General features: G+C 33.0%; 12 protein-coding genes. 10 read left to right on the forward strand and 2 right to left on the reverse strand.

Features of this window, described 5'->3' with window-relative positions; all coding sequences use genetic code 11:
- Positions 1–152 precede the first annotated feature (152 nt).
- Positions 153–1,691 carry a reverse transcriptase domain-containing protein gene (locus H4K33_RS00535; RefSeq protein WP_182646556.1) on the reverse strand — a complete coding sequence of 513 codons (1,539 nt, stop codon included), beginning with the start codon at positions 1,689–1,691 and terminating at the stop codon, positions 153–155.
- 1,406 nt (positions 1,692–3,097) lie between these two features.
- On the opposite strand from H4K33_RS00535, the gene H4K33_RS00540 reads away from it, so the two are divergent.
- From H4K33_RS00540 to H4K33_RS00555, 4 genes are read left to right on the forward strand one after another with little or no spacing between them, the layout of a single operon-like run.
- The gene (locus H4K33_RS00540) at positions 3,098–3,865 is read left to right on the forward strand and encodes a ParA family protein (RefSeq protein ID WP_182646557.1); all 768 of its coding nucleotides are present in this window, start codon (positions 3,098–3,100) and stop codon (positions 3,863–3,865) included.
- 12 nt (positions 3,866–3,877) lie between these two features.
- Complete coding sequence (locus H4K33_RS00545) at positions 3,878–4,309, forward strand: DUF3408 domain-containing protein (RefSeq protein ID WP_182646558.1); 432 nt, start codon at positions 3,878–3,880, stop codon at positions 4,307–4,309.
- Complete coding sequence (locus H4K33_RS00550; RefSeq protein WP_182646559.1) at positions 4,309–4,596, forward strand: DUF3408 domain-containing protein; 288 nt, start codon at positions 4,309–4,311, stop codon at positions 4,594–4,596. The genes H4K33_RS00545 and H4K33_RS00550 overlap by 1 nt, the downstream gene beginning before the upstream one ends.
- A 3-nt stretch (positions 4,597–4,599) precedes the next feature.
- On the forward strand, positions 4,600–5,106 hold the full coding sequence (locus tag H4K33_RS00555; RefSeq protein ID WP_182646560.1) for a hypothetical protein: 507 nt from the start codon (positions 4,600–4,602) through the stop codon (positions 5,104–5,106).
- Between the two features lie 130 nt (positions 5,107–5,236).
- Here H4K33_RS00555 and H4K33_RS00560 read toward each other — a convergent pair whose 3' ends face one another.
- Positions 5,237–6,013, reverse strand: a complete 777-nt coding sequence (locus H4K33_RS00560; protein WP_182646561.1) for an aminoglycoside adenylyltransferase family protein — start codon at positions 6,011–6,013, stop codon at positions 5,237–5,239.
- Positions 6,014–6,212: 199 nt separating this feature from the next.
- Between H4K33_RS00560 and H4K33_RS00565 the strand changes: the two genes are divergently transcribed.
- The 6 genes from H4K33_RS00565 to traK are packed head-to-tail and all read left to right on the forward strand — an operon-like array spanning position 6,213 to position 11,678.
- Entirely contained in the window at positions 6,213–6,521 is a 309-nt protein-coding gene (locus H4K33_RS00565; protein WP_182646562.1) for a DUF4134 domain-containing protein, read from the forward strand.
- Positions 6,522–6,532: 11 nt separating this feature from the next.
- Positions 6,533–6,877, forward strand: a complete 345-nt coding sequence (locus tag H4K33_RS00570; RefSeq protein ID WP_182646563.1) for a DUF4133 domain-containing protein — start codon at positions 6,533–6,535, stop codon at positions 6,875–6,877.
- Positions 6,861–9,368 (forward strand): TraG family conjugative transposon ATPase, encoded by a 2,508-nt coding sequence (locus H4K33_RS00575; protein WP_182646564.1) that lies wholly within the window; start codon positions 6,861–6,863, stop codon positions 9,366–9,368. The genes H4K33_RS00570 and H4K33_RS00575 overlap by 17 nt, the downstream gene beginning before the upstream one ends.
- Positions 9,369–9,417: 49 nt before the next feature.
- Positions 9,418–10,026 (forward strand): DUF4141 domain-containing protein, encoded by a 609-nt coding sequence (locus tag H4K33_RS00580; RefSeq protein ID WP_370576647.1) that lies wholly within the window; start codon positions 9,418–9,420, stop codon positions 10,024–10,026.
- Between the two features lie 2 nt (positions 10,027–10,028).
- Complete coding sequence (gene traJ, locus H4K33_RS00585) at positions 10,029–11,024, forward strand: conjugative transposon protein TraJ (RefSeq protein WP_182646566.1); 996 nt, start codon at positions 10,029–10,031, stop codon at positions 11,022–11,024.
- A gap of 30 nt (positions 11,025–11,054) precedes the next feature.
- Positions 11,055–11,678 (forward strand): conjugative transposon protein TraK, encoded by a 624-nt coding sequence (traK, locus tag H4K33_RS00590; RefSeq protein WP_182646567.1) that lies wholly within the window; start codon positions 11,055–11,057, stop codon positions 11,676–11,678.
- Positions 11,679–11,685 lie beyond the last annotated feature (7 nt).

Consider the following 11,685-nt stretch of genomic DNA (forward strand, 5'->3'; position numbering starts at 1 on the left):
AAAGCAAAAGTTTCAATTTAGCACAACTTAGAACAAAAGCATATTATTAAATTAAAAAAAATCAAAATAATCGACTTTTGTGGGATATAAAATTAAGCTTTAATCTTAAGAAAAAACTAGTCATTTTGCAAAACGCTTGTTGTGGACCATGCTTATTTTTTAATGAGTTCATCTAGTTTTTTCCAATGATTTTTTAATTGTTTTTTAATTTTATTATTTATCATTGTATTTGAAGCTTTATAGGCATAAGACAAAAAATTACCCCAATCAAAAAACTCTGATTTTTTAAATTGATTTGTAGTTTTATCTAATATCCATTTCCTTTTCCTTTGAGCTCCTTTATATGAAAATTTCATTAAGAGTCTACGTTTAAAAATTTCACCTTTATTTTTGTTGAATTTTCTATTAGAATGCTTTTTAGCCTTTATTACACTTTTTTTCATTTTTCGATAGTAACCAGCTAAACTAGCAGAGCGTATTAAAACAGTTTCACCATCAAACTCAAAACCTAAATAAATAAAATTTCTATTCCAATTGGTTGATAGGTTAAATTCTTGACCACATTGCAATCTTTCATTTTCTCTTTTAAAATGAAAGATTTGAGTTTTTGTTTTTTGAATTTCAAGTTTATACTCCGTAATTTTTTCATACATTAATTTCTCTATATCACTTTTCTCTGATTTTGGACATACTATAATCATATCATCTGAATACCTTCTATAAATCCCTCTATCGGATATATAGTCACTAATATATTTGTCAAATTCTAATAAATAAATATTGGCTAAAGTAGAGCTGATAGGAGAGCCTTGAGGAATACCGAAAGTACGATCCTTTAGAATTCCATTGACAAGTATTTTTTTTGAATTTTTGAGTAATTCATTTTTATTTTTAAGAAACTCTTCTTTTGTACAAAATGCAATAGCTTCTTGAGAACGCATAAATTTTATTTGTGATATTTCTCCTCTTTTAATTAAAGAATATTTGCCTGACTTCCCTCGTTTTTGTATAAATATTTGATTTTTAAATTTTTCAAACAAGTCGACAATATCAACATAACTAAATCTAGTAATGTTTTTGAAAACATTAAAATGATCCTCAGGGAGTTTTTCAACTGTTAAAACCTTCATCCAAGCGTCACGTAGTATTTTATGATCTAGGTTATCAAAAAAACTTTTAATGTCAAAAGCTATAACTACAAAATCTTTTTCTTTATATTCCGAAATATATTTGAAAACATCGTTTGCAAAATCAATATTACATTTATTTGGACCGTCAATTTTTGAATCATCAATTGGAACTGATCGATATGCATTTATAACTTCATTTAAACCATTTAACTTTATTTTTTCCTCATATTTATCAGAAAGTAATTTTGAATAATAGCTAAATATCAATGAATCTAAATGACTTGCATAATAAAGTTGTCTGTCTTTAATTCCTGATTTTCTACTATTATTTTTACCATTAACAATTGTCTTGTTTAACAGGCCATGATCAAGATCGTATTCTTTACGAAATTTTCGAACTTTTGTAGTTTTATGGATAAATGGTAAGAAACTATGCTTTGCAATATTTTCTTTTGATGTCACATATTTTTCTATCCACTTGAAGCGATCATTATTTTTTAATGGCAATCCAATGTGAGGATATTTTTTGACTTTGTACCAATCTTTTTTTTGTCTATCCATAATTGTAATAAAAATGTAGGAAGAGGAGACCAACACGAGGCAGTGCTTTTACAAGTTAAATAACAAGTGAAGAATGCATGCTCTTTCGGTACTTATGTACCGCCTCGATTCAAGTTGGGTTGCAAATAATTGTTGTATCTTTACATCTAAATCCATTACTGAAAATGAAAATAAATCGTCAATCAACATTAAAGGTATTCTCCAAGGCTTTTATGCTCCTGGTTCTTACATTTCTGTCATCGGGTGGTGATATTTCTTCACTTATCCCTTGCTTTTGTAAAATTCCTTTACCTTAACAGCTTTTAATGTTAAGCTAGATAATATCTATTCCTTGAAACGCATTCCTCAGCTCTCCTCAATCCTACATAATTTTGTTTAATATAATGATTTTCGCATAATCTTAGTGTATTGCTTATAACATCTTTTTTACGAAGAATATAACTATCCGTTTCGTGAAAAAATTTTATAGTGACATTTCATAAAATGAACATTTTTACTAATCGTTTTTACATAAATAAAATACTTAAAAAGAATAGTTTCTTGTATAACGAAGTAATTTAATTCACAACTGACTTGTGTAAATAAAAATGGCGATATAAGATCAGCACATCCTTACTTGTTATATGTCCAACTTATCGTATTCAACAACATTCAATTTGAATCTTATAATTCGTACCCAAACATACAAAACAATTCTCAATATGAGATATAAAAATTCGTAAACTCCTCAATATTTTGAGTCTACTTACTATTTAAGCAAAAAACTAGTGACTTCGGAGTAGTTTTCTAGCCCTCTGCAAGAGCAAGTCGTTTTGATGGTATGAACGCGGTTTCGAGTGCCTCAAAACATAACTTGCTGTGATCTTTCGATTAGTAAATTCACCAATTTTACAAAGTAAAATTTATAGTGATTTCATGATATAAAATCACCCACTATTTAACACTAAAGTGCCAAGTGTAACCTTAAAATGCCATTTAAAGTTTTCAAACTGTATATATACTTTCTTTGTCGTAAGATAGTAAAGTAAGTTTTGCAATTGTCTTTTAAATAGCGCTTTAAAGCTTTTTTAAAATGATTTTTCAGTAAAAAATTAAAAGCGTAAAGTTTGAAAACGATAAAACAGTTTTTACGGTTTATGATTTTTAAAAGAACCTGTCTACAAGGTTGTAAAAAAACGAAGAAGCTAAAGTTTAAAGTAAACATTGTTTTTGTAAAGTAAGAAACATCATTTTGAATAAACTCAGTTTATTGATAAATAGTACTTGTTTAAAACAAGGTTCAAAATACTACTGTAACGAAGCAGTGAATCATGTATTACTTAGTTAAAACAAAACGCTATGTTTTAAACGATCTAAAACTTACAACTATCCATAATGTAATATGTAACCCTTAAAAAATGTACAATATGGAAACAGTAAAACAACCTTTAAAAATTAGCTTTTATACACAAAAAGGCGGAGTAGGTAAATCTACTTTAACAACACTCTTAGCTAGTCAGTTACATTATCGATTAGGCTATAATGTTCTTGTTATGGATTGTGATTTTCCTCAGAACAGTTTAGTTAATATGCGAGAGCGTGATAAGGATAGTATCATGCAAAATGAATATTACAAACAAGCTGCTATTAGGCAGTTTCAAACATTAAAAAGAAAAGCTTACTCGATTATTAAGTGCAAGGTTGAAGATGCTTTAGATGTTGCTGAGGCTACTATGGAAGAATTAGATCAAACTTTTGACGTAGTATTTTTTGATTTGCCAGGAACAGCTAACACCAAAGGAGTATTATCTACTTTAAATCAGATGGATTACATCTTTAGTCCGATAATAGCAGATCGATTAGTTGTAGAGAGCACGTTAGGTTTTACCAAAGCTTTTGTAGAATTACCAAAAAGTAAAGAGAATTCCATTAAACAAGAACTATGGCTTTTTTGGAACCAAGTGGACGCAAGGGAAAAGACGGAACTATATAATAGCTATGAAGCAGTCATTAAACAGTTGGATATTCCCATTATGCAGTCGAGGATCAAAGACAGTAAACGCTTTAGAAAAGAAACAGAAGCTAAAGGCAAATATGTATTTCGATCAAGTCTATTACCTGCGGATAAAAGCCTTATGAAGGCTACGAATTTATCAGATTTTGCTGATGAGTTTTTACGTATTACTAATCTTTAATCCTTACATGCAATGAAAGAACAAAATACATCAAAAAAGGATATTCAAAATGAGTTACTTGATGAAGACTATTTAATGAATATTATGAGTGGTGATATAGAGGTTAAGTCTGCAAAACAAGTTAAACCTATTGTAGAAGAAATAGAAGAACCAATAATCCAAAAACAAGTACCACAGACAAAAGAGAAGAAACTAAAGAAAGAAGCGTCAATTACTAAATACCAAGAACTCTTTTTGATTAATGACTTTCCTTCAACAAGGGCAGGGAAGGTAGTTTATATACGACCAGAGTACCACGAAGTATTACTTCGTATAACGCAATTAGCTAAAGAAGAGAAAACTACGCTGTATTCTTATTTAGACAATATTTTAAAGCAACATCTACAAGATTACGGCCAAGTGATTACCCAATATTTTAATGACAAATTCAAACCTATTTTATAATGAGAAAATTTAAACACTTTAGAAAATTTGCTCCAGTACAAGTTACTAAAAGCAAAGAGAATTATGTTGATACTTTTTTAAAAGAAACATCAACCAGAACCAGAGATGGAAAAACGGTTTACATCCGACCAGAGTTTCATGAAAAACTCACTCGTATTGTTCAGGTAATAGGAGAGGACAAGGTTTCTATTTATGCCTATTTAGATAATTTACTTGAGCATCACTTTGAGGAGTTTTCACAGACGATTGTAGAAAAGTTTAACCAGAAGTATAAACCTATCTTTTAATCTATGGAAATAGTTATCATAATCAGTCTTGTACTTGTTATCACTCTTCTGTTATTAGATAAAAATAAAACTAGTATACAAGAGAACCAATCTAAAACAGAAGAGTTACTTTTTAAACAAGATATCCCTGTTAGTATTATAGGAGAAAGTAAACCAGTTGTTTTAAAGCTATCTCTAACGAGTCAAACAGAAGGTGAACTTGATTTAGAAGAGGAAGAAAAGGAACTAAGTAAGAATTTAGAACCTTTAGATAATGAGTTTACTGAGCGAGTCAGTATGGATGAACTTAATGGATTTGTTAGATCTATCGAAGAGAAAATAATCAATGAGACTACAGTAAAGACAGCTCAAAAAATTGAAGGATCAGAGTTATTGGAACTACTCCAACAAGCACTACCTGATTCAGCTAAAATTATAGCAAAGCTATTAGACCAGTCATTGAGCGCAAAATCACCAAAAAAGGAAGAAGTAATAGATAATGAAGATTTTAATATTAATGATTTTGTGTAAAGAAGCCTAAAGGCGTTATAGTAAAACATACTTAACGCCTTTTATTTTATTGTAAATTCGAAACGATATGAAAGTTATAAAAAAGAGTAATATAGCATAGTTTTATGCTACAAAATATTCACCTATTTTGTTAGTAGTTCTCTTGATATTGAAGGATAAGAGAAGAAATAAAATTAGCAAATTCTACTACTACATCTTGATTAATTGGTTGATCAGTATTTTTATTACCTAGATAATTGTCTTTTACCTGAATAAGTAAAGGTTTAAAATTCTCCGGAATAGCATACTTTAATAGGTAATCCACAGCTTTGTCTTTGGAAGTGATTTGACCTGTTTGAAGAGAATAAAACATGCGACACAACGTCAGAATCACATTGGTTGTATCATCTTTTAAATCCACCTTAAGAGCAGGTAATAAAGCTAAAATGGATCGATTAAATTCCTCTTCAGACACTAAGGGCAATAGCTCATGGGCAGGTATACCATAAAGTACCATATTGTTTTGCCTTATTTGTCGAAGTAATATCGTTAAATCTTGATCAATTGTCCTTTTGGGAATATAACCATTTAAGAAGTCTTCTCTTAACCATTCTCCATATTGAAATTCTCTGTGTAGTGGAAATTCCAAATTACTTAACTCTGTTTGGTTTATAATGGTTACTTCCAAGTACCGTTTTCCTTGGTTATTGTCAATTTCTCCAGATAATAAAAGTAATGATTCTATGAGCGCTTTCTTTATTTCAAGAGATATAGTTTGATCTACAATGACAAAAAGATCAATATCACTTTTGTATTTGAGCCCATCCTCTACATAGGAACCATATAGATATATTGCTTTTAGTGAGACACCTAAAATATCAATTAAAAACTGTGTAGTTGATTGTATTTGATTAGATAGTTTCATCATCTTCTCTATTGTAAATATTCTATAGGGTTAAAGCTAAAATAAAACAAGATGTTTAAACAAAAAAGAGATTGAAAAATCTTTATTCAAACGCCATCTACAACCCCAAACTTCCAAAATCCATCTCTCAAACAGTTTTCAAAAGACATTTACCAAAATATCATGCAAAGGGCATGATTGTAACTAATTAAATGTCATTCTCATGAAAACAAAAACAATCAAACAAAGACTATTCTTACTATTTATTGTATTAAGTAGTTTACCGCTATTGGCTCAAGGAAATGGAGCTGCCGGAATCACTGAAGCTACCCAAATGGTCACTTCTTATTTTGATCCAGCAACTAAATTAATTTATGCTATTGGAGCAGTGGTTGGTTTAATAGGCGGGGTAAAGGTTTACAACAAATTCTCAAGTGGTGATCCCGATACAAGTAAAACTGCTGCAAGCTGGTTTGGGGCTTGTATCTTTTTAATTGTAGCAGCTACCATTCTACGTTCATTTTTCCTTTAAAAGATACGCTTATGAAAAAGTATAGTATCAATAAAGGCATTGGAGCCAATGTTGAATTTAAAGGACTCAAAGCGCAGTACCTATTTTATTTTGCAGGAGGGCTATTGACTGATTTAATTCTTGTTATGGTAATGTACATGGCAGGGGTAAACAATCTCATTTGTTTAGTCCTTGGCCTTGGTACATCTGGCTATCTTGTTTACAAATTATTTTCATTAAACAAGAAATACGGTCAGTTTGGTCTTATGAAACTCCAGGCTAGAAAATACTTTCCAAAGTATATCATCTCAAGAAAGGATGTCAAAGGGTATGTAAATAGAAACTTAAAATTAAGAAGTTATGAGAAATACAGCTAAGATAAATACTCTTGAAAGAATGTTTCCTATTTTATCTGTTGAGAACAACTGTATGGTTTCCAAGCAAGGAGACATAACGGTTTGTTATAAGGTAATCTTGCCAGAGATATTTACCATCTCAGACAAGGAATATGAAACGATTCACAGCGTGTGGCATAAGGCTATTAAAACATTGCCTGAATTTACTGTGATACACAAGCAAGATTGGTTTATAAAAGAAAGCTATGAGGCTGATTTTAAAGACGCAGAGCAGAGCTATTTAAGTAGAAGCTTTGAAAGACATTTTAACGAGCGTCCCTATCTGAATCACAGTTGTTATCTCTTTATCACAAAGACCACCAAGGAACGAATCAAAAGTCAGAGTAACTTCTCCTCACTAACAAGAGGAGAACTCATTCCAAAAGAAATCAGAGATAAAGATACCATTCAAAGCTTTTTAGAAGCTACAACACAACTGGAAAAAATAGTTAATGATAGTGGACTGATAAGCTTAATTAAATTATCAGAAGAAGACATTATCGGCTCAGAAGAAAAAAGTGGATTATTAGAACAGTACTTAACGCTAAGCTCAATTCAAAGAGGAAGCCTTCAAGATATAGCTATTAGCGCAGAAGAGGTTAGAGTAGGAGATAATCGTATCTCTTTACATACTTTATCAAGTACAGATGATTTACCTACTGAGGTGTCGTATTTATCACGTTATGAAAAACTGTCAACGGATAAAAGTAGTATGGCTTTATCGTTTGCCTCGCCTGTTGGACTCTTGCTTAACTGTAATCATATCTACAATCAGTATTTGTTTATAGAGAATAGTGATTACAATTTAAAGCAGTTTGAGAAATCAGCCAAGAATATGCATTCCCTTGCCAGATACAGCAGAGCGAATCAGATCAACAAACAGTGGATAGAAGAGTATTTAAATCAGGCTCATAGTAGAGGTCTCACCTCTATAAAAGCACACTTTAATGTAATGGCGTGGTCAGATAATCATAGTGAGCTTAAACAGCTTAAAAACGACGCAGGAAGCGCAATCGCTTCTATGGAGTGTGTACCAAGACACAATACAGTGGATGCTGCGACGCTTTACTGGGCTGGTATGCCAGGGAATAGCGCAGACTTCCCAAGCGAAGAAAGTTTCTATACTTTCATAGAACCTGCACTTTGTTTTTTTGCGGGAGAGACTAATTATCAAAACTCACTATCTCCCTTTGGAATAAAAATGGCAGATCGGCTTACTGGTAAACCGATTCACTTAGATATCTCAGATCTACCTATGAAAAAAGGAATTATCACCAACCGTAACAAGTTTATCTTGGGACCATCGGGAAGTGGTAAGAGTTTTTTTACCAATCATATGGTAAGACAATACTATGAGCAAAATGCGCATGTACTTTTGGTAGATACAGGGAATTCTTATCAAGGATTATGTGAACTGATTAAAGGAAAGACAAAAGGGGAGGATGGAGTGTATTTTACCTATACCGAAGAAAACCCCATTGCTTTTAATCCATTTTATACCGAGGATGGGGTGTTTGATATTGAAAAACGAGAAAGTATTAAAACCCTGATCTTAACCCTTTGGAAGCGGGATGACCAGCCGCCCTCTAGATCGGAAGAAGTAGCGCTTTCAAATGCTGTTAGTGGGTATATTCAAAAACTTCAAAATAGCAACTTAAGACCAAGTTTCAATACTTTCTATGAGTATATCAAAACCGATTACAAAGCTGAGTTAGAACAGAAAAAGGTTAGGGAAAAGGACTTTGATCTAGCTAACTTTTTAAATGTTCTCGAGCCTTACTATAAAGGGGGTGAATATGACTATTTATTAAACTCAGAAAGTGAACTTGATTTACTCAATAAGCGCTTTATCGTCTTTGAAATCGATGCAATCAAGGATCACAAAATCCTCTTTCCTATAGTGACTATTATCATTATGGAAGTGTTTATAAACAAGATGCGACGTCTTAAAGGACAACGCAAACTAATCTTAATTGAAGAGGCTTGGAAGGCTATAGCCAAAGAGGGGATGGCGGACTACTTGAAGTATTTATTTAAGACCGTTAGAAAGTTTTTTGGTGAGGCTATTGTGGTAACGCAAGAGGTAGATGACATCATTCAATCTCCGATTGTCAAGGAAAGTATTATCAATAATTCAGACTGTAAAATACTTCTTGATCAGCGCAAATACATGAACAAGTTTGACGATATACAAGCCATGCTTGGTCTGACTGATAAAGAAAAGGTACAGATACTTTCTATCAACTTAAATAATAATCCCAATCGCCTTTATAAAGAAGTATGGATTGGTCTAGGAGGAACTCATTCAGGCGTATATGCTACGGAAGTAAGCTATTCAGAGTATTTGACTTATACAACAGAGGAGACTGAAAAGCTAGAGGTTATGAATCTAGCTAAAGAGCTTGATGGTAATGTAGAAATGGCAATAAAATGCCTGGTACAAAAAAGACTGGAGAATAATACTACACACTAAGTAATTAATTCAAAACTCAATCACAATGAAAAAATTAATTCAGGTAGTAATGGTAGCTGTGCTACTAGTGCTACCCCTACAAAGTCACGCCCAATGGGTGGTGAGTGATCCTGGAAATTTAGCTTCAGGTATATTAAATAGCGCCAATGAAATTATCCAAACTTCTGCTACAGTGGATAATGTAATTAAGAACTTCAAAGAAGTAGAAAAAGTCTATAAACAAGGCAAAGAGTATTATGACAAGCTACAGGCGGTGAATAATTTGATTAAGGATGCAAGGAAGGTACAACAGACAGTGCTCCTTGTTGGAGATGTGTCTGAGCTGTATGTCAAGAACTTTGGTAAAATGCTCAATGATCCAAATTTCTCTGCTCAGGAACTTGTCGCTATTGCTAATGGTTACGCCATTCTTTTAAATGAGAGTACCGAGCTTTTAAAAGAACTCAAGCAGATTATAAGCGCTTCAAGTCTTTCGTTAAACGATAAAGAGCGCATGGATGTAATAGACAGAGTTTACAAAGAAGTAAAGGACTATCACAATCTAGTGAGTTATTATACTAGAAAAAATATTGGTATCAGTATACTCAGGGCTAAGAAGAAAAACAACGCTCAAAGAGTGCTTGATCTCTATGGAACTTCCAATCAAAAATACTGGTAGCTATGGGAGAGAGTAATTTACATGAGGTACTTCAAAATCTCTATTACGATATGATGCCACTATCGGCTGAGATGGCAGGAGTGGCTAAAAGTGCAGCCGGTCTTGGGGCTCTTTTCTACATTGGGTTAAAAGTATGGCAAGCCCTAGCAAGCGCAGAGCCCATTGATGTGTATCCCATGCTAAGGCCCTTTACTTTGGGGATTTGTATTATGTTTTTTCCAACACTTGTACTTGGAACACTAAACACGGTGCTTAGCCCAGTTGTTAAAGGGACACATCAAATACTAGAGAATCAAGTAATTGATTTAACGAGTTTACAACAGCAAAAAGATGTTTTAGAAAAAGAAGCCATGCTCAGAAATCCAGAGACTGCTTATTTAGTTTCTAAGGAAGAGTTTGACAAAAAGCTTGATGAGCTTGGCTGGTCCCCTTCTGATTTAGCAACCATGAGTGGGATGTATATAGAAAAGGGAATTTATGAAACGCAGAAAGTAATTAGAGATGCCTTTAGAGATTTTTTAGAAATGCTTTTTCAAGCCGCAGCTCTTGTTATTGATACGATTCGCACGTTCTTTTTAGTGGTGCTGTCCATACTAGGTCCCATTGCCTTCGCCATCTCAATATGGAGTGGTTTTGAATCTACAATTACCCAGTGGCTTACGCGGTACATAAGCGTCTATCTCTGGCTTCCAGTAGCGGATTTATTTAGCGCCATGCTTGCTAAGATTCAATCGCTAATTATCGAAAGAGATATGCAGATGCTTACAGATCCTAGTTTTATTCCAGATACCTCCAACACTGTTTATGTGATCTTTATGATTATTGGCATTGTGGGATATTTTACAATTCCTACAGTAACAGGCTGGGTTATTCAAGCTGGTGGAGCAGGAAACTTTATGCGCAATATGAATCAAACAGTAATGAAAGTTGGAAATATGGCAACAGCAGGAGCAGGTGCCACAGCTGGAAATATTGCAGGGAAACTCATGAAGAAATAGACACAATCAATTATTAAAACTAATAAAACCATGGAATTTAAATCACTTCGAAATATAGAAAATAGCTTTCAGCAAATAAGGCTCTACGCTATTGTATTTGCTGCGGTTTGTCTTTTGATAGTTGGATTTACTATCTACAAAAGCTATGACTTTGCTAAAGAGCAAAGAGAGAAGATCTATGTACTAGACAAGGGTAAATCACTTATGCTTGCCCTGTCTCAAGACGCAAGTATAAATAGACCAGTAGAGGCAAGGGAACACGTAAGGCGTTTTCACGAGCTTTTCTTTACCCTCTCGCCTGAGAAGGCAGCCATTGAGGGTAATATGCAAAGAGCGTTTAACCTCTCGGATAAAAGCGCTTTTGACTACTACAAAGACCTACTTGAAAAGGGGTATTACAGCAGAGTGATCTCAGGAAATATTCAACAACGAGTTGAGGTAGATAGTATTAAAATAGACTTTAATAACTATCCCTATAAGACAATGACTTATGCCACCCAGTACATCATACGATCAAGTAATCTAACTAAAAGAAATCTTGTAACAAGTAGTCAGCTCATATCTGCTGTTCGGTCTGATAATAACCCTCAGGGGTTTATTATCGAAAAGTTTACCGTCGTAGAGAACAAAGATTTAGAAGTTGTTAAACGCTAAAAAACTA

This window comes from Myroides sp. WP-1 (assembly GCF_014145635.1).
GTDB lineage: Bacteria > Bacteroidota > Bacteroidia > Flavobacteriales > Flavobacteriaceae > Flavobacterium.

What these genes read in the sequence shown, in the direction of transcription:
- traK (WP_182646567.1), top strand. Translation starts at nt 11,055, where the DNA reads ATGGAATTTAAATCACTTCGAAATATAGAAAATAGCTTTCAGCAAATA.
- H4K33_RS00550 (WP_182646559.1), top strand. Translation starts at nt 4,309, where the DNA reads ATGAGAAAATTTAAACACTTTAGAAAATTTGCTCCAGTACAAGTTACT.
- H4K33_RS00565 (WP_182646562.1), top strand. Translation starts at nt 6,213, where the DNA reads ATGAAAACAAAAACAATCAAACAAAGACTATTCTTACTATTTATTGTA.
- H4K33_RS00540 (WP_182646557.1), top strand. Translation starts at nt 3,098, where the DNA reads ATGGAAACAGTAAAACAACCTTTAAAAATTAGCTTTTATACACAAAAA.
- H4K33_RS00580 (WP_370576647.1), top strand. Translation starts at nt 9,418, where the DNA reads ATGGTAGCTGTGCTACTAGTGCTACCCCTACAAAGTCACGCCCAATGG.
- H4K33_RS00575 (WP_182646564.1), top strand. Translation starts at nt 6,861, where the DNA reads ATGAGAAATACAGCTAAGATAAATACTCTTGAAAGAATGTTTCCTATT.
- H4K33_RS00555 (WP_182646560.1), top strand. Translation starts at nt 4,600, where the DNA reads ATGGAAATAGTTATCATAATCAGTCTTGTACTTGTTATCACTCTTCTG.
- H4K33_RS00560 (WP_182646561.1), bottom strand. Translation starts at nt 6,013, where the DNA reads ATGATGAAACTATCTAATCAAATACAATCAACTACACAGTTTTTAATT.
- traJ (WP_182646566.1), top strand. Translation starts at nt 10,029, where the DNA reads ATGGGAGAGAGTAATTTACATGAGGTACTTCAAAATCTCTATTACGAT.
- H4K33_RS00570 (WP_182646563.1), top strand. Translation starts at nt 6,533, where the DNA reads ATGAAAAAGTATAGTATCAATAAAGGCATTGGAGCCAATGTTGAATTT.
- H4K33_RS00545 (WP_182646558.1), top strand. Translation starts at nt 3,878, where the DNA reads ATGAAAGAACAAAATACATCAAAAAAGGATATTCAAAATGAGTTACTT.
- H4K33_RS00535 (WP_182646556.1), bottom strand. Translation starts at nt 1,691, where the DNA reads ATGGATAGACAAAAAAAAGATTGGTACAAAGTCAAAAAATATCCTCAC.